Raw genomic sequence first — 16,680 nt, forward strand, 5'->3', positions numbered from 1 at the left:
CGTGGCCGCCAGCATGGCGGGCACGGCTGTCGAGTGGTACGACTTCTTCCTCTACGGGGTGGCGGCCGCGGTCGTGTTCCCGGCGGTGTTCTTCCCGTCGGACGACCCGGCGGTCGGCACCCTGCTCGCGCTCGGCACGTTCGCGATCGGCTTCGTCGCGCGCCCGCTCGGCGGGCTCGTGTTCGGCCACTACGGCGACAAGCTCGGTCGCAAGAAGCTGCTGGTGATCAGCCTGGTCTCGATGGGGGCCGCGACGTTCGCCATCGGGTTGCTGCCCGGGTACGCGACCATCGGGATCGCGGCCCCGCTGCTGCTGGTCGTCCTGCGCCTGGTGCAGGGCTTCGCGATCGGCGGCGAGTGGGGCGGCGCCGTCCTCATCGTCTCCGAGCACGGCGACCCGGCCCGGCGCGGCTACTGGGCCAGCTGGCCCCAGGCAGGTGTCCCGGTGGGGCAGCTGCTCGCCAACGCGCTGCTGTTCCTGCTCGCCGCCGTGCAGAGCGAGGCCGCCTTCCAGTCGTGGGGGTGGCGGATCCCGTTCCTGCTCTCCGCGGTGCTCGTGCTGATCGGGCTCTACATCCGGCTCTCGATCGAGGAGTCGCCGGTCTTCCGGGACGCGCAGGCCCGCGCCGCCGAGCGCGTGGCCGCGGGCGAGCGGGAGATCGTCCCGATCGTCGACGTCTTCCGCCGCTACCCGCGCGAGGTGTTCACCGCGATGGGCGCCCGGTTCGCCGAGAACGTGTCGTACTACATCTTCACGATCGTCATCACGACCTACATGACCAAGCGGATGGGGCTGCCCAACTCCTTCGTGCTCGGCGCGGTGCTCATCGGCACGGCCGCACACCTCGTGGTCATCCCCGTCTGGGGCGCGCTGTCGGACCGGTTCGGCCGCAAGCCGATCTACCTGATCGGCGCCGCGGGCGTCGGGGTGTGGGCGTTCGTGTTCATCGCGCTCATCGACACCGCCAACTTCACGCTCACCACGATCGCCGTGATCGGCGGCCTCGTCTTCCACGCCGCGATGTACGGGCCGCAGGCGGCCTTCCTGTCCGAGCTGTTCGGCACGAAGGTCCGCTACTCGGGCACCTCCGTCGGCTACCAGCTCGCCTCGGTCGTGGCCGGTGGGCTCGCACCGATCATCGCGGTGGCGCTCTACACCTCGTTCGACAGCGGGTACGCCGTGGCGGTCTACGTGGCGCTCAGCGCGCTACTCACGATCGTGGCCGTGGCCAGCTACGGCGAGACCCGCCACCGCGACCTCGCCGAGGACCACGCGGTCGCGCCCACCCGCTGAGCCGTGAGCGACACGGCGGCCGATGGCATCATCACCGCCGTGTCTCGCACGGCGCTGGAGCTGCTGCGGCTGCTCGCCCAGGACGCGCCCGCGGAGCGCATCGAGGAGCAGGCGCGGGCGCTCGCGGCGGGAGACCCGGAGTCCGGCGCGGTCGCGCGGGAGCTCGCCCTGCGCGTCCGGGCCGGCATCGACGCCCACCGGCGGCGGGAGACCGAGCTGTCGGCCCTCGTCGACATCGCCCGCGACCTCGCCTCGCTCCCGGACCCGGGCGAGGTGCTCGACACGATCGTGCGCCGCGCCCGCAGCCTGCTCGGCGCCGACGTCGCCTACCTGACGCTGGCCGATCCCGACCGCGGTGACACGTTCATGCGCGCCACCGACGGCTCGATCTCCGGCCGGTTCCAGACCCTGCGGCTGCCGCTGGGCGCGGGCCTCGGCGGCCTCGTGGCCCAGACGCGGCGGCCGTACTGGACCGCCGACTACCCGACCGACACCCGCTACGACCACACCACCGAGATCGACGCTGCCGTCGAGGAGGAGGGGATCGCCGCGATCTGCGGCACCCCGCTGCTGGTGGGACGTGAGTTCGTCGGGGTGCTGTTCGCCGCGCACCGGGCACCGCGCCCGTTCGCCCGCACCGAGGTGGCCCTGCTCGGCTCGCTCGCCGCGCTCGCCGCCGTCTCGCTCGTGCAGGTGCGCCGCATCACCGAGACGGCCGACGCGCTCGCGGCCCTGTCCGCCGCCCACGCCGGCATCGAGCAGGCAGCCGCCGCCCACGACCGGTTCGCCGGGGTCGTGCTCTCCGGCGGTGGGGTCGACGACATCGCCGCCGCCCTCGGCGAGCTGCTCGACGGCTGGGTGGCCGTCCTGGACGTCGACGGCCAGCGGCTCGCGGCGCACGGCCCGGTGCCCGACGACCTCGCGGACCTGACCGCCGTCCGGCGCGCGGACGACGCGGCCCGGCTCGTGAGCGCCGACGGCGCCGCCGCGGTGGCCGTGCGCGCCGTCGGCCAGCGCCTGGGCACCCTCGTGCTCGGCGGCCGCGCCGCGCTCGACGACGGGCAGGTCCGCACGGTCGAGCGGGCCGCGATGGTCACCGCCCTCGTCCTGCTTTTCCGGCTGCGCGAGGCCGAGGCCGATCAGCGCGTGCGCACAGACCTGCTCGCCGACCTGCTGGCCCGCCCGGCGGGCGAGGTGGACCCCGCGCTCGTCGCACGGGGCAGGCTGCTCGGGCTGCGGCTGCGCACCCCGCACGTCGTCGCGGTGTGCCGGGACGGGCGCGCCCCCGGCCCGGGACTGGTGGGGCGGCACGACGGCTGGGTCGTCGCCGTCCTGCCCGGGCACGACCCGTCGGCCGTGGCGCACGACCTGGCCCGCCGCGCAGGGCGGGACGCGGGCCCGGTGGGCGCCGCCGGGCCGGTCCTGCCCGCGGCCGGGCTGCGCGACGCCCACGCCGAGGCCCGCCGCACCGCCGAGGCACTCGCCGCGCTCGGCCTCCCCGCAGGCGCCGCCCGCGACCTCGGCTTCGCCGGGCTCGTCACCGGCGACGCCGCGGACGTCGAGGGGTACGTCGAGCGCGTGCTCGGCCCGGTCGCCGCCCACGACGCCCGCCGCGGCACCGACCTGCTCACCACCCTCGAGGCCTACTTCGCCGCCGGGGCCAGCCCCACCCGCGCCGCAGGCACCCTGCACGTCCACGTGAACACCGTGGCCCAGCGCCTGGAACGCGTCGCGGCCCTGCTGGGGGACGACTGGCACACCCCCGACCGCGCCCTCGAACTCCAGCTGGCCCTCCGCCTGCGCAAGCTCCGCGGCTGACGCGCCCCTCGCCCCCGGCCGCTCATGCCAGCATGGTGGCTTTACTGGCATATTGCGCCAGCAAAGCCACCTTGCTGGCATACCCCCGGGCCGTCAGGGGCGACGGGCGGCCGCCGCGAAGAGGCCGTCCGGGTCGTAGGCGGCCTGGATCTCGTCGAGGCGGCCTGCGCTCCCGCCGTAGACCGTGTCGCGGCCGGTCTCCGCGTCGAGGCCGGCGAAGTTGACGTACACGCCGCCGGTGGCGTGCCCGCGCAGCGCGTCCCAGGAGGAACGGGCCCAGCCGATCGCGGTGTCGTCGAGGGCGGGGTCGGTCCAGCCCGCGTCGATGCTCAGGTTGTAGCGGGCGCCGCGGTGCGGGTAGGCGCTCTCGCCGGGGCCGACCCGGTCGACGGCCCCGCCGAGGGTGCGCAGCACCACCAGCGACTGCGGAGTGGGCCGCCGGGCGTCGCAGGCGAGCAGGGCGTCGATCGCGTCGTCGGTGAGCTCCCGCAGGAAGTGGGACTTGAAGAAGTAGCGCCCACCGTCGGGGAACGCGGGGTCGACGGCCTGCTGCATCTCGGCGTAGCGCAGCTCGCCCCCGGCCTGCATGAGCGGCGTGCCCAGCTCGGCAAGCGGGGCCAGCACGGGTCCCGCGTCGGCGGGGTCGCCCGCGTACACGCCCGCGACGATCACGACCGGGGCGCCGTGCAGGGCGGCCGGGATCGCCGGGTCCGCCGGGACGCTCCACAGCACCAGCTCGGGCGAGACCGAGTCGGGCAGCTGCGCGGTGAGGTCGCGCCAGCCGCACGCCACGCTCCGGGCCTGGTCGTAGGGGTAGAAGACCAGCGCCTTGCGCACCACCGGGCCGAGCCGGTGCAGGTCGAACTCGAAGGAGGTCACCACGCCGAGGCCGCGCCCGCCGCCGCGCGCCGCCCAGAACAGGTCCGGGTGCTCCTGCCTGCTCGCGGTGCGCACGGCGCCGTCGGCCGTGACGATCTCGATCGAACGCAGGTTGTCGCACGCCAGCCCGTAGCGCCGCTGCAGCACACCCATCCCACCGCCGAGGGTGAAGCCTGCGATGCCGGTGCGCGAGACCTCCCCGCCCGGCGTGACGAGGCCGAACAGCTGGGTGGCCCGGTCGACGTCGGCCCAGGTGGCGCCAGCCTGGGCACGGACGGTGCGAGCGGCCGGGTCGACGTGCACGCCGCGCATCCCCGACAGGTCGATCACCATGCCGTCGTCGCACACCGCGGTGCCGGCCACCTGGTGCCCGCCGCCCCGCACGCTCACGACGGGCCGGTGCGCGCGGGCCACCCGCACGGCCTCCACCACGTCCGCCGTGCCCGCGCATCGCGCGATCACCGCGGGCCTGCGGTCGATCAACCCGTTCCACACCCGCCGCGCCTCGTCGTAGCCCGGGTCGCCGTGCCCGATCACGGCCCCGCGCACCGACTCCCGCAGCGCCGCGACCACCGCCCGCTCGTCCGTGCCCACCAGCTCGCTCGTCGTCATTCCACTCGTCCCTCGGATCACCCGGGGTCGGCCCGCTGCCGCCCCGCGCCGAGGAGGTTCGCGGAGGCGGCTGGCACGGGGCTGGCAGGAGGCTGGCACGGACCGGCGGGAGTTCAGGAAAGCCACATTGCAGGCCTCTCCGGCCCTGAATGTGGCTTTCCTGAACCACGAGGGACGCCCCGCCCGGCATCCTGAGCGGCATGACAGCGGTTCGCGTCGAGCTGCTCGGGCCACTGCGGCTCACGGTGGACGGCACGCCCGTGGACGTGCCCGGCCCGAAGCGGCGGGCCGTGCTGGCGGTGCTGGCGGCGGCGGAGGGCCGCGTCGTGCCGGCCGACCACCTCCTGGACGCGCTGTGGCCCGCCGAGCCGCCGGAGTCCGGGCGGGCCGCGCTGCAGAGCCACGTCTCCCGGCTGCGCGGGCACCTCGGGGCGGGTGCGTCCCGCCTGGTCGCTGCGCCGGGCGGGTACCGGCTGGTGCTGGAGGGCACCGAGCTGGACGTCGCGCAGGCGCGGGACCTGCTGCGCCGGGCCCGCGAGACGCCGGACGCGGCGGTGGCTGCCGATCTCCTGCGGGTGGCCCGCGCGCTGTGGCGGGGACCGCTGCTCGCCGAGTTCGCCGACGTCGCCCCGCTCGCGGCCGACGCGGTCGCGTACGGGCAGCTGCGCCGCGAGATCACCGAGCTGTTCGTCGAGCGTTCGATCCGGTCGGGGCGGCTCGACGGCGTGGTGGGGCCGGCGCAGGCCGCGCTGGACGAGGACCCCCTCCGGGAGCCGGCCGTGTTGCTGCTCGTGCGGGCGCTGGCCGCCACCGGCGACGCCGCGCAGGCGCTGGCCGTCGGCAGGGAGTACCGGCGGCGGCTCGCCTCGGAGACCGGGCTCGACCCCTCCCCCGCGCTCGGCGACCTGGAGCGGGCGGTGGCGGCGGGCGAGCTCGCCGGCCCCCGGCCGGTGGCCGGGCCGCCGCGCGGCACCGCTCCGCTGCTGGGCCGCGACGCGCAACTCACCGCCCTGGAACGGCTGCTGGACGGCGAGCGGCTCGTCACGGTGGTCGGCCCGGGCGGGGTGGGCAAGACGCGGGTGGCGCTGGAACTGGCGCGCCGCCGCGACCACGCCCGGGTGCTGCGGCTGGCGCCGGTGCGCGACCCGGCCGCCGTGCCGCAGGCGCTCGCCGACGCGCTCGACCTGCAGGTCGTCACCGATGACGTGCTGGACGCTTGCGTCGCGCTGCTGGGCGCCACGCCCACCTTGCTCGTCGTCGACAACTGCGAGCACCTGCTGGACGCCGTGCGCGCCGTGGTGGAGCGCCTGCTCGAGAGCTGTCCCGGTCTCACCGTGCTCGCCACCAGCCGGGAACCGCTCGGGTTGCCCGTCGAGACGTCGTCGCGGGTCGCGCCGCTGGCGCTGCCCGGCCCGGATCCCGCCACCGCGGACCGGGCACCCAGCGTGGCGCTGTTCCTGGATCGGGCGGCCCGCACCCGGCCCGGCTTCGCACCCGGCGCGGACGACCTGCGGCTGATCAGCGAGGTCGTGCACCGGCTCGACGGGATCCCGCTCGCCATCGAGCTGGCCGCCGGGCGCCTGGTCGGGCTGGCGTTGCCCGACCTGGCCGCGCGCCTCGACCGCGCCCTCGACCTCCTCGGCACGCGCACCGGCGACGCGCGGCACCGCACGCTGCGCGCCACCGTCGAGTGGTCCTACGACCTGCTGCCACCGCAGGAACAGCGGCTCTTCCGCCACCTCGCCGCGTTCGTGGACGGCGTGGACCTGCCCACCGCGGAGTGGGTCGCCGCCGACCTGGGGCTGGCGGGCGACCCGGCCGGCGCGCTCGCCCACCTGGTCGACGCGTCGATGGTGGACGTCGTCTTCGCCGACCGCCCCCGCTACCGGATGCTGGAGACGTTGCGCGCGTTCGGCGTCGACCGGCTCGGCGCGGCTGGGGAGGCGGACGACGCCGACGACCGGGTGGTGCGGTGGGCCGTGGCGCTGGCGGAGTGGGCCGACGCCACCGCCACGACCGACCGCGAACCCGAGGCCGACGCGGCGCTGCGGCGCGAGGTGGCGAACCTGCGTGCCGCGTGGCGGCTCGCGCGCCGCCGCGGTGCGCTCGACGCGGCGGTCGCGCTGGTGGTAGCCGTGTACGAGGTGTCGGTGTGGCGCGATCTGGTCGAGCTGCGCGGCTGGGCCGACGAGCTGGCCGACGACCCCGCGCTCGCCGGCCACCCGCGCGCCGCCACCGTCCTGGGGGCGGCGGCGCGCAGCGCCTACATCCGGGGTGACCACGCCCGGGCCGAGCGGCTCGCGCGGGACGGGCTCGCCCGCGCCTGCGACGCCGAGGGGCGCTGGTTCTGCCACGCCGCGCTGGCGAACGCCGCGCTGAGCCGGGGCGCGTTCGCGGAGGTGGTCGCGCACAAGCGGGCGGCGGCCGAGCACGCAGCACGGCCCGACGGCGGCCTCGGGGTGGCCGCGCTCGCCGCCACGTACGCCGGTGACCTCGACCAGGCCCGCGAGCTCCACGCCGCCCTCGTGGCGCAGGGCCCGCTCCCCCCGACGGTGCAGGCGTTCGCCCACTACGCGGCCGGGGAGATCGAGAACGCCGCGGGCCGCGCCGACCGGGCCGAGGAGCACTACCTCGCCGCGATCGCGGGGGCCCGCGCCACGGGCGCGACGTTCGTGGCCGGGATCGCGTCGGTCGGGCTGGTGACGGTGCGTGCGGCCGCGGGGCGCACCGCCGACGCGCTGCGCGGCTACCGCGAGATCGTCGAGTACTTCGCGCAGGCGGGGAACTGGACCCAGCTGTGGGTGACGCTGCGCAACCTCGCCGTGCTGCTGCGGCGGCTGGGGGATGCGGAGGAGGCCGACCTGCTCGACGCGGCGGCCGATCAGGCCCCGGACGCCCCACCGGCCGCGGAGCCCGCACCGCACGCGGTGCGGCGGTCCATCGGCCGCGACGACGCGCTGCGGACCGCCCGGGCAGCGCTGCGCCGCCACCTCGGCGGCTGACGCGCACGGCGACGCGCGGCTCGCTCGCCGGATGGTTCCCGCCGATCGCTCGACGGCCACCGTTCGGCGCCGATCTCGTCACAAACCGATCACCGATCGTGATCGCCCGCTCGACGGACTCCGGACATCCACCCGCAACCGGACCACGGATCGCGCGTTGACCAGCGTGACCGGGGCCGGCGGAACGGGGAGCCTCCGCCGGCTTCGGTTGATCTTCTTTCCGGGGCCTCAGCGCAGGCGGAACACCGGGTAGCCGGGGGCGATCGCGAGCAGGGTCTCGTCGGATGCGGTGTGGTCGACCCCCTCGAAGAACACGCCGACCTCGAACTTCCAGCGCCGCAGGTAGGCGCGCAGGGTCTCGGGCTTGTCGGCGTCGGCCACCTCGTCGGCGACGAACGCCTCGGCGTGCTTGCCGAGTCGCAGCTCGCCCGCGCCGCCCGCGGCCCGCAGGTTGCGCACCCACTGCGTGTGGCCGCGCGGGGCCACGAGGTATCGGGCGCCGTCGTGCTCGAGGAGGTTCACAGGCACGGTGCGCCACTCGCCGCTGCGCCGTCCGCGCACCGCCAGCACACGGGAGCCCCAGACGCTGAGCCCGCGCGCGGTGAGCCATCGGACGACGGCGTTGAACAGGTCGGTCCCGCGGCCGGCTCGGACGTAGCGCTGATCGGTGGCCATCGGGTTCTCCTCCAGATCGAGAGCACTGCTCTTGTTCGTGAACAGTGCATCACCAACGGCGACCGACGTCAAGAGCAGTGCTCTCGTTCGAGAGCGGGTGATGAGAACTCTCTCAGGAGGAAACGAGGACACGGTTGCGGCGCACCCGCGCCACCAGCGCGAACCCCGCGGCCGTGACCAGGGCCATCGCGACGCCCGCGCACAGGCTGAGCAGCGGGTCGCCCCCCGTCACCGGGCCGAGCGCCAGCCCGATCAGGAGCATGTAGACGCTCCATGCCGCCGAGCTCGCGATCGTCCAGGGCAGGAAGCGGCGCACCGGGAGGCCGAAGCGGCCCGCGGCCGCGGTGCTCACCAGGCGCCCGCCGGGGATGAACCGCGCACCCACCAGCGCGATCCCGGGGCGCCGGAGCATGTGCCTGCGCACCCACGCCGCCACCTCGTGCTCGTTGTCGACGGTGCGCGCCAGCAGCCGGTGCGAGCAGCGGCCCAGCCAGAACACCACCGCGTCGCCCAGCACCGAACCGGTCAGCGCGGCCACGAAGAGGCCGATCACCATGCCCACGTCGCCCCCGCCGAACGCGGTGGTGGCCGCCGACATCAGGATCGTCTCGCTGGGGAGGACCGGGAACGGCGCGTCCACCGCGATCATCACGACGAGCAGCGGCAACAACCAGGAGCTGCGCAGCACCGCGTCGCACACGCTCAGGACGTCCAACGGTGCACCTCTCGGTCGCGCTCGCCCGAGCACGCGCGGAACCGACACCGGGGAGCAGGCCCAGCCTTCCAGACGGCGGGGGATGGCGACAGTCCGGTCCCCGTCACCCCCTCGTGCGACGAGCACGGTGCAGGTCGCGAAGTCGATCTACTCTCGGCCCGTTCCCCGACCGGACGGGAGTGATCGGTGACCTTTCGCCGGATCGCCGTGCTCGGCGTCGCCGTGGCCGCGCTCGCGCTGGCCGGCGGCCCGGCCCACGCCGCACCCCCCGCGACGATCACGACGGCGACGATCTCACCGGGCGCACTGATGATGACGCCCGTGGACGGGCACGTCACGAGCGCGTGCACCGCGGCGTTCGTCTTCGCGGGCGGCGACGCGACCTACCTCGGGTACGCGGCGCACTGCGCGGGCGCCAGCGAGTCGATGGGCCTGTCCGGCTGCCGGGAACCGGCGCTGCCGGTCGGCACGGACGTGACGATCGTCGGGTCCGACGGCTCGCGGACGGCGGGCCGGCTCGCCTACACCTCGTGGGGCACGATGCAGCGCCGCGGCGAGACGGACCCGGCGCTGTGCCTGCACAACGACTTCGCCCTGGTCGAGCTGGATCCCGCCGACGCCGCGCGGGTCGACCCGACCGTGCCCGTGGTCGGAGGCCCGACCGGGCTCGACACCGACGGCACCCGGTTCGGCGAGCCGGTGGTCAGCCTCCAGCCGCAGGGCGGCGAGACGAGCGTCAAGCAGGGGCGCAGCCTGGGCACCAGCGGCGGCGGGCTCGCCCACCGCGTCGAGACCCGCCCGCCGGGCCGCCCCGGCGACTCCGGCAGCGGCTACCTCGACGGCGGGGGCCGCGCCTTCGGCGTGCTCTCCACGCTGTTCACCGACGGCAGCGCCACCAACGGCGTCACCGATCTCGCCCACGCCCTCGACTACGCGGGCACCTACGGCGGGATCGGCCCGGTGGACCTGGTGCCGGGCCGACGCCCGTTCCGGCTCCGCGACTGAGCCGTCACGCGCCGGGCCGGGCGCGCCCGACCGCGGCCACGGCGACGGCGCCGATCGCGGCCACCACGGCGAAGACGTAGAAGCCCCACGGATAGGCGACGCCGGCCGTGAGCAGGGCCCCGCCGATCAGCGGGCCGCTGATCGCACCGAGGCGCCCCACCCCGCTCGCGGCGCCGATGGCGGTGCCGCGGGCCGCCGCGGGGTAGAACTGGCCGACGTAGGCGTACACGAGCACCTGCGCGCTGAACACGAACACGCCCGCGAGCAGCACCCCGACGTAGACACCGATCCCGGGGAGCCGGATCGACAGCAGCGCCAGGAACAGCGCGGCGGCGACGAACCACGCGAGCACCGCGGGCCGCGTCCCGATCCGGTTGGCCACCTGGCCCGCCACCAGCAGCCCGGCGATCGCGCCGACGTTCAGCACGAGCAGCAGCGCGAGAGCGGCGCCCAGGTCGTACCCGGCCGCGCGCATGATCTCGGGCAGCCAGGTGTTCAGCCCGTAGACCAGCAGCAGGCCCATGAACGACGTCACCCAGAACGCGATCGTGGCCCGCACGTAGCCGGGGCCGAAGAGGATCGCGGCGGGGTTGTGCCGCTCCCCCGCCCGATCGCGCAGGAACGACTCCGACTCCGGCAGGTGACGCACGATCAACGGCACGAGCACGAGGGCGGGCAACGCACCGATCACGAACATCGCGCGCCAGCCCAGCGCCGGGATCACGACGATCCCGAGCAGCGCGGTGACCACGGCGCCGACGTGGTAGCCCGTCATCAGCACGGTGGTGGCACCGCCGCTGCGCCCGACCCGCGCGTGCTCGCTGACCAGCGCGATCGCGACGGGGAGCACCCCACCCAGCCCGAGCCCGGCGAGGAAGCGCAGCACGCCGAACGTCCACGGGTCGGGCGCCACCGCGCACAGCAGCGTGAGCACGGAGAAGCCGCTCACGGTGTAGAGCATGGTGCGGCGGCGACCGATCACGTCGGTGACGGTGCCGATCGCGATCGCCCCGACCATCACGCCGACCAGCCCGACCGACGAGATCAGCGCACCGCTCGCGGGCGTGAGCCCCCAGACCCCGTCGCGGAGCATCGGCGACAGCACCACGCCCAGCACCACGAGGTCGAAGCCCTCGAGCGCCACCGACGACCACGCGAGCGGCGCCACCCAGGCGGCGCGCCGGCGGGACTCGGTCGGATTCGACACCGGATCCGCTGACATGCGCGGAGTATCGGCGGCGGCCGCTGCGGCGTCAGGTCCTCCTCGCACTGAGCGGAATTCCCGCGCCCAGCGCGCGGCCGATCGCCGCGGCCGTCAGGCGCACGGCCGGCACCAGCGGCTGCAGGTTCTCCACGCTGCTGGGCACCACCACCGACACCCCGGCCACCACCTCGCCGGAGGGGCCGACGACCGGTGCGGCCACCGAGGCCGCCCCGTCGGTCATCTCGTCACGCGACAGGCAGTAGCCCGCCCGCCGCACCTCGCCGAGCGCCAGCGCGAGCTCACGCGGGTCGGTGATGGTGCCTGCCGCCATGCGGGGCAGGCCGCGCGCCACCACCTCGGACACGAACGCGGGCGGGGCGAACGCGAGCAGCACCTTGCCCGGCCCGCTGGCGTGCGCGGGCATCCGCCTGCCCACCCGCGAGCGCACCGGCACCTCCGCGTGCCCCGGCAGGCGTTCGAGGAACAGCGCCCGGTGGCCGTCGAGCACCACGAGGTGCACGACCTGGCCGGTGATGGCCCCGAGGTCCTGCAGGAACGGCAGCGCGGCGTCGCGCAGGTCCCTGGCCAGCGGCGCGAGCGACCCGATCTGCCACAGGCGCATGCCGATCCGGTACCGCCCCCGCGCGGGACGTTCCAGCGCGCCCCAGGCCACGAGCTCGCCCACCAGCCGGTGCACCGTGGCCGCGGCGAGCCCGGTGGCCGCGACGATCTCCCCCAGGGCCTGTTCGGGCCGTTCGTCGGAGAACGAGCCGAGCACGGCGAGGGCCCGGTCGAGCACCGACCGCCCCGGCTCGGACGTCCCGCCCGCCATCACCGCACCCCCGACCGATGAGTTCCGCCGCGCGCCCCGGTCCTACCCCCGACAGCAACGTTCGCGCCACCCCGGAGGGACCGATGACCACCGCCACCACCGCCGCCCGCCACCGAATCGGCCACGTCGCCGTGTGGGCGCTGCAGATCCTCATGGGCGTGTTCTTCATCGTCGCGTCGGGCGCGCCCAAGTTCTGGGGCGACCCCTACGCGGTGCAGATCTTCGCCGAGATCGGTGCCGGGCAGTGGCTGCGCTACTTCGTCGGGGCCGTCGAGGTCGCCGGGGGCATCGGGCTGATGGTGCCGCGGCTGGCCGGGCCCGCCGCCGTCGGCGTGATGGCTCTGATGATCGGCGCGGCGTACACCCAGGCGGTGATCATGGGCGCGCCGGACCTGATGCTCTTCCCGGCGCTCTTCTTCGTGCTCGCCGCCGTGATCGCGTGGGTGCGCCGCGACTCGATCGCCGCGTGGCTCCCGGGGCGCTGACGCAGAACCGGAAAACGGGAAACGGGCACCCCGCGCCGGGGTGCCCGTTTCTCCGTCTGCGTTTCCGGGATATGGGTCAACGTTTCGCCGTTGCCTCGCAGTCGATCGGGGCGTCGGCCACCTGCGGATCCGAGGAACCGGTTCCGAGGATGCCGAGCACGTTGCCCAGCCCCAGCGTGGCGGTGACGTCCGGGCAGACGTTCAAACCGTTCAGCACGTTGAGGTCACCGAGGTTGAGCAGGCCGTCCTGGGGAGCGTCGTCTCCGGAGATGACCTGTTCCGCATCGTCATCGCCCTCCGGCGACTCTCCTGCGTGGGCGAACGGCGCGAGCGCCAGCACGGCCGCCAGGCTCGCGGATACGACGATTCCAGCTTTCTTCCACACGTTTGTCTCCTGATTGGGTGAGCACTGTGCGGTCGTTACTGACAGACAGAAAGCTAACCTCGCGTCCGCAACTCCGACCACGGCTGTCCCACGATCGTGTGCCCGAATCGGGATCGCATGTTTGCCGCCCCGGAAAGCGGGGAAGCGGCTTTCCTGCCGACACGCATGGTGATCGGACCCCGGAAGATCGACTCCAGATGATCACCGTGCGTGGCGGTCCGCACCCCCACCGCGCGGGCGATGCGCACGGCGCGTCCGGGTGATCATCGGGTGAGCTCGGCGCGCCTGCGCTCGAGGAACGCGCGCTCGGCCGCGTTGCCCGCGAGCGCGATCGCGGCGTCGTAGGCGGTCCCGGCCTCCGCGGTCCGGCCGAGCCTGCGCAGCAGGTCCGCCCGCACGCCGTGGAGCAGGTGGTGGTCGGGCAGGTCGAGTTCCTCGACGAGCGCCAGGCCGGCAGCAGGGCCGTCGACCTCGGCCACGGCGACGGCCCGGTGCAGCCGCACCACCGGGCTCGGCGCCACCGCGAGCAGCTGGTCGTAGAGGGCGACGATCTGGCGCCAGTCGGTGTCCCGCGCGTCGACGGCGTCGCTGTGCACGGCGTTGATCGCGGCCTGGATCTGGTAGGGCCCCGGCCGCCCGCGGCGCAGGCACCGCCGCACGAGCTCCTGCCCCTCGGCGACGAGCGTGTGGTTCCACCGCGAGCGGTCCTGGTCGGCGAGCAGCACGAGGGCACCGGTTTCCGTGGTGCGGGCCGGCCGCCGCGACTCGACGAGCAGCATCAGCCCGAGCAGGCCGAGCGCCTCCGGCTCGTCGGGCATCAGCTCGACGAGCAGCCTGCCGAGCCGGATGGCCTCCGCGCAGAGGTCGGCGCGGACGAGCCCCTCGCCCCCGCTCGCCGTGTAGCCCTCGTTGAACACCAGGTAGACGACCGCGAGGACCGCGCTCAGCCGGTCGGGCAGCTCGGACTCGCCGGGCACGCGGTACGGGATGCGGGCCTTGCGGATCTTGGCCTTCGCCCGCACGATCCGCTGCGCCATCGTGGCCTCCGACACCAGGAACGCCCGGGCGATCTCGGCGGTGGTGAGGCCGCCGAGCAACCGCAGTGTCAGCGCCACCCGGGCGGCCGGTGCGAGGGCGGGGTGGCAGCAGGTGAAGATCAGCCGCAATCGGTCGTCCCGCACCGCGAGCTCCTCGTCCCGTTCGTCGCCCCCGTCCAGCAGGAGCGCGGCCTGCGCGTGCCGGTCCGCGCGGGAGGCCTCGCGCCGTAGGCGGTCGATGGCCCGGTTGCGGGCGGTGGTGATGATCCAGCCCGCCGGGCTGGGCGGCAGGCCCGTCTCCGGCCACCGCTGCACCGCGGTGGTGAAGGCGTCCTGCACCGCGTCCTCGGCGACGTCGAGGTCGCCGAGGACGCGGGTCAGCACCGCCACCGATCGCCCGTACTCCCGGGCGAACACGGCCTCGATCTCGGCGGTGGAGAGCACGGTGGTCAGCAGCTGCCGAAGCGCAGCGGCCGCACCTCGATCGGGAGCGTGATCGCCCGCGCGACCTTGCGACCCCACTCCAGCGCGGCGTCCAGGTCGGGCGCCTCGATGATCGTGAAGCCGCCGAGGTGCTCCTTGCCCTCCGCGAACGGGCCGTCGGTCACCAGCACCTCGCCCTCCTGGGCGCGCAGGACGGTCGCCGTGCTCGGGTCGTGCAGGCCTGCGGCGAACACCCACGCCCCGGCGGCGCGCATCTCCTGGTTCACCGCATCCAGGTCCCGCATGATCGGCTCGAGGACCTCCGGCGGCGGCGGGTCGCCGACGGGCTGGTAGATGCTGAGCATGTAACGGGTCATGTCTCCTCCTCCGGGTCGTTCAGCCCCTACACGAACGGCCCTGCCCCGGATCGACAGATCCTCCCGGAGGAATCGCCCGCGCGCGCAGCCCCCGGCTCAGCCCACGGCGACGATCGTTCCGAACGCGGCGAGCGCGACGTCCTGCCACCGCTCCCACTCCGCGATCCGCTCCAGGTGCTGATCGCGCACCGCCTCGAAGGACCGACCGAAGAAGACCCGCCGCGGCGGCTCGTCTGCGTCGACCACGGCGAAGAGCGCAGGCACCGTGGCCGCGGGGTCGCCGAGCTCGAAACCTCCCGCGTCCGCGCGCATCCGGTCGTAGGCGGGGTGGGGCGCGCTGTGCCGGGAGCCGACGGGCAGCCAGCCCGTCTCGTAGGGGCCCGGCTCGATGTTGGTCACGTGGATCCCGAAGTCGCGCACCTCCTGGGCCAGCGACTCGGTCAGGCCCTCCACCGCCCACTTCGACGCGTGGTAGGCACCGATGCCGGGGTAGGCGCGGACCCCACCCTCGCTGGTGACGTTCACCAGGTGCCCGGCCCCCTGCTCGCGCATGACCGGCAGCGCGGCCTGCAGCACCCAGAGCGCGCCGAAGAAGTTCGTCTCCATCTGGTCGCGGACCTCGTCCTCCGTGAGCTCCTCGACGGCGCCGAAGTGCCCGTACCCGGCGTTGTTCACCACGACGTCGATGTGGCCGAACCGGTCGGCGGTGCGCCGGACCGCCTCGAACACGGCGTCGCGGTCGGTGACGTCGAGGCGCAGCGGCAGGAACGCGTCGCCGTGCGCTGCGGCGAGGTCGTCGAGGGTACGGAGGTCGCGTGCGGTGGCGGCGACCCGATCACCGCGCCGGAGGACGGCCTCGGTCCAGAGCCGGCCGAAGCCGCGGGACGCGCCGGTGATGAACCAGACCCTGCTCTCGTTCGATGTCATGCCTCCAGCGTCGGCGCGACGACGCTGTGCGACAAGCGACGCTTCCGCACACATCCCATGCGTCGATCGCATACCTTGGCACGATGGCCGAGATGACGCTCGTCGGGCTCCGGGTCGTCCGCGAGGTGGCCCGGCTGGGCTCGTTCAGCGCCGCGGCGGTCTCGCTGGGTTACACGCAGTCGGCGGTGTCCCGGCAGGTCGCGGCGATGGAGGCAGCGGCGGGCACCGCGCTGTTCGAACGCCTCGCGCGAGGCGTGCGGCCGACGGCCGCGGGCGAGGTGGTGGCCCGGCGCGCGGAGCGGGTCCTCGGCGAGGTCGACGGCGCGCTCGAGGAGGTGTCCGGGGTGCGCGACCGGCTCGCCGGCCGCCTGGCGGTGGCGGGCTTCCCCATTTCCGCGGCGGTGCTGCTCCCCCGCGCACTCGCCCTGATGGCGCAGCGGCACCCCGCGCTCCGGGTGGAGCTGCAGGAGGCCGCGAGCCCCGTCCAGATCCGCCGGCTGCGTGCGGGGCGGATCGAGGTGGCGCTGGTGGCGGCCGGCGAGGGGGTGGCCGAGCAGGAGCTGGACGGCCTGCGCCACGAGGCCGTGGAGATCCCCCGCGGACCGGGCGTCGCCGTGGCGGCAGACCACCGGCTGGCCCATCAGGAGACCCTGGAGGTCACCGACCTGGCGGACGAGACCTGGATCGTGGGCACGGGCCCGGCGGGCGAGCCGCAGTTCGGGCCGTGGCCGGGACTCGAGCAACCTCGCATCGGACCTGCGGTGCGGAGCTGGCCCGCGCGGTTCGGCCTGGTCACCGCCGGTCTGGGGATCGCCCGTGTGCCGGGCCTCGCGGCCGACGCGCTGCCGCAGGGCGTGCGGTGGCTGCCCGTCCGAGACCCGGCCGCAACAGCACGCGGGTCGCTGCAGATCGTCACCGCGCCGTCGCCGTCGAGGGCGGCGCGCGCGGTCGTCCGGGCCGTGCACGCGGAGGCGGCGCGGATGGTGTGATCGGCGGTAAAGCGATCGCGC

15 protein-coding genes are annotated in these 16,680 nt (G+C 75.0%); 6 read left to right on the plus strand and 9 right to left on the minus strand.

Features of this window, described 5'->3' with window-relative positions; translation table 11 throughout:
* The first annotated feature begins 13 nt into the window (after positions 1-13).
* A complete protein-coding gene (locus ACFPL3_RS05715) occupies positions 14-1,294 on the plus strand; it encodes an MFS transporter (RefSeq protein WP_343943341.1) in 1,281 nt (426 codons plus the stop codon).
* Positions 1,295-1,333: 39 nt separating this feature from the next.
* Positions 1,334-3,112: a helix-turn-helix domain-containing protein gene (locus ACFPL3_RS05720; protein ID WP_379588467.1), complete on the plus strand. Its 1,779-nt coding sequence runs from the start codon at positions 1,334-1,336 to the stop codon at positions 3,110-3,112.
* A gap of 93 nt (positions 3,113-3,205) precedes the next feature.
* Here ACFPL3_RS05720 and ACFPL3_RS05725 read toward each other — a convergent pair whose 3' ends face one another.
* Positions 3,206-4,603 (minus strand): FAD-binding oxidoreductase, encoded by a 1,398-nt coding sequence (locus ACFPL3_RS05725; protein ID WP_343940548.1) that lies wholly within the window; start codon positions 4,601-4,603, stop codon positions 3,206-3,208.
* A gap of 200 nt (positions 4,604-4,803) precedes the next feature.
* Here ACFPL3_RS05725 and ACFPL3_RS05730 point away from each other — a divergent pair, with 200 nt between their 5' ends.
* The gene (locus ACFPL3_RS05730; protein ID WP_379588468.1) at positions 4,804-7,605 is read left to right on the plus strand and encodes an AfsR/SARP family transcriptional regulator; all 2,802 of its coding nucleotides are present in this window, start codon (positions 4,804-4,806) and stop codon (positions 7,603-7,605) included.
* A 228-nt stretch (positions 7,606-7,833) separates the two neighbouring features.
* Here ACFPL3_RS05730 and ACFPL3_RS05735 read toward each other — a convergent pair whose 3' ends face one another.
* Both ACFPL3_RS05735 and ACFPL3_RS05740 read right to left on the minus strand, forming a co-directional pair.
* Positions 7,834-8,280, minus strand: a complete 447-nt coding sequence (locus ACFPL3_RS05735) for a nitroreductase family deazaflavin-dependent oxidoreductase (protein WP_343940544.1) — start codon at positions 8,278-8,280, stop codon at positions 7,834-7,836.
* Between the two features lie 112 nt (positions 8,281-8,392).
* Complete coding sequence (locus ACFPL3_RS05740) at positions 8,393-8,995, minus strand: DedA family protein (RefSeq protein ID WP_343940542.1); 603 nt, start codon at positions 8,993-8,995, stop codon at positions 8,393-8,395.
* Between the two features lie 186 nt (positions 8,996-9,181).
* Between ACFPL3_RS05740 and ACFPL3_RS05745 the strand changes: the two genes are divergently transcribed.
* Entirely contained in the window at positions 9,182-10,000 is an 819-nt protein-coding gene (locus tag ACFPL3_RS05745; RefSeq protein ID WP_343940540.1) for a serine protease, read from the plus strand.
* A 4-nt stretch (positions 10,001-10,004) separates the two neighbouring features.
* Here ACFPL3_RS05745 and ACFPL3_RS05750 read toward each other — a convergent pair whose 3' ends face one another.
* Both ACFPL3_RS05750 and ACFPL3_RS05755 read right to left on the minus strand, forming a co-directional pair.
* Positions 10,005-11,222 (minus strand): MFS transporter, encoded by a 1,218-nt coding sequence (locus tag ACFPL3_RS05750; RefSeq protein ID WP_343940538.1) that lies wholly within the window; start codon positions 11,220-11,222, stop codon positions 10,005-10,007.
* Positions 11,223-11,253: 31 nt separating this feature from the next.
* The gene (locus tag ACFPL3_RS05755; RefSeq protein WP_343940536.1) at positions 11,254-12,036 is read right to left on the minus strand and encodes an IclR family transcriptional regulator; all 783 of its coding nucleotides are present in this window, start codon (positions 12,034-12,036) and stop codon (positions 11,254-11,256) included.
* 83 nt (positions 12,037-12,119) lie between these two features.
* On the opposite strand from ACFPL3_RS05755, the gene ACFPL3_RS05760 reads away from it, so the two are divergent.
* Positions 12,120-12,521, plus strand: a complete 402-nt coding sequence (locus ACFPL3_RS05760; RefSeq protein ID WP_343940534.1) for a DoxX family protein — start codon at positions 12,120-12,122, stop codon at positions 12,519-12,521.
* A gap of 76 nt (positions 12,522-12,597) precedes the next feature.
* Here ACFPL3_RS05760 and ACFPL3_RS05765 read toward each other — a convergent pair whose 3' ends face one another.
* From ACFPL3_RS05765 to ACFPL3_RS05780, 4 genes are all read right to left on the minus strand, one after another.
* Positions 12,598-12,861: a hypothetical protein gene (locus ACFPL3_RS05765; RefSeq protein WP_343940532.1), complete on the minus strand. Its 264-nt coding sequence runs from the start codon at positions 12,859-12,861 to the stop codon at positions 12,598-12,600.
* 308 nt (positions 12,862-13,169) lie between these two features.
* Positions 13,170-14,387, minus strand: a complete 1,218-nt coding sequence (locus ACFPL3_RS05770; protein WP_343940530.1) for an RNA polymerase sigma factor — start codon at positions 14,385-14,387, stop codon at positions 13,170-13,172.
* A 5-nt stretch (positions 14,388-14,392) separates the two neighbouring features.
* Positions 14,393-14,743, minus strand: a complete 351-nt coding sequence (locus ACFPL3_RS05775; RefSeq protein WP_343940528.1) for a YciI family protein — start codon at positions 14,741-14,743, stop codon at positions 14,393-14,395.
* Between the two features lie 96 nt (positions 14,744-14,839).
* Positions 14,840-15,670, minus strand: coding sequence for an SDR family NAD(P)-dependent oxidoreductase (locus ACFPL3_RS05780; RefSeq protein WP_343940526.1), 831 nt, complete (start codon positions 15,668-15,670; stop codon positions 14,840-14,842).
* An 83-nt stretch (positions 15,671-15,753) separates the two neighbouring features.
* Between ACFPL3_RS05780 and ACFPL3_RS05785 the strand changes: the two genes are divergently transcribed.
* The gene (locus ACFPL3_RS05785; RefSeq protein WP_343940524.1) at positions 15,754-16,659 is read left to right on the plus strand and encodes a LysR family transcriptional regulator; all 906 of its coding nucleotides are present in this window, start codon (positions 15,754-15,756) and stop codon (positions 16,657-16,659) included.
* Positions 16,660-16,680 lie beyond the last annotated feature (21 nt).

Source organism: Pseudonocardia zijingensis (genome assembly GCF_042657305.1).
Taxonomy (GTDB): Bacteria; Actinomycetota; Actinomycetes; order Mycobacteriales; family Pseudonocardiaceae; genus Pseudonocardia; species Pseudonocardia zijingensis.

Bases quoted from the DNA above. Each gene is read 5' to 3' on its own strand.
- ACFPL3_RS05730 (WP_379588468.1), top strand. From the start codon at position 4,804: ATGACAGCGGTTCGCGTCGAGCTGCTCGGGCCACTGCGGCTCACGGTG.
- ACFPL3_RS05735 (WP_343940544.1), bottom strand. From the start codon at position 8,280: ATGGCCACCGATCAGCGCTACGTCCGAGCCGGCCGCGGGACCGACCTG.
- ACFPL3_RS05715 (WP_343943341.1), top strand. From the start codon at position 14: ATGGCGGGCACGGCTGTCGAGTGGTACGACTTCTTCCTCTACGGGGTG.
- ACFPL3_RS05780 (WP_343940526.1), bottom strand. From the start codon at position 15,670: ATGACATCGAACGAGAGCAGGGTCTGGTTCATCACCGGCGCGTCCCGC.
- ACFPL3_RS05750 (WP_343940538.1), bottom strand. From the start codon at position 11,222: ATGTCAGCGGATCCGGTGTCGAATCCGACCGAGTCCCGCCGGCGCGCC.
- ACFPL3_RS05785 (WP_343940524.1), top strand. From the start codon at position 15,754: ATGGCCGAGATGACGCTCGTCGGGCTCCGGGTCGTCCGCGAGGTGGCC.
- ACFPL3_RS05775 (WP_343940528.1), bottom strand. From the start codon at position 14,743: ATGACCCGTTACATGCTCAGCATCTACCAGCCCGTCGGCGACCCGCCG.
- ACFPL3_RS05755 (WP_343940536.1), bottom strand. From the start codon at position 12,036: ATGGCGGGCGGGACGTCCGAGCCGGGGCGGTCGGTGCTCGACCGGGCC.
- ACFPL3_RS05725 (WP_343940548.1), bottom strand. From the start codon at position 4,603: ATGACGACGAGCGAGCTGGTGGGCACGGACGAGCGGGCGGTGGTCGCG.
- ACFPL3_RS05760 (WP_343940534.1), top strand. From the start codon at position 12,120: ATGACCACCGCCACCACCGCCGCCCGCCACCGAATCGGCCACGTCGCC.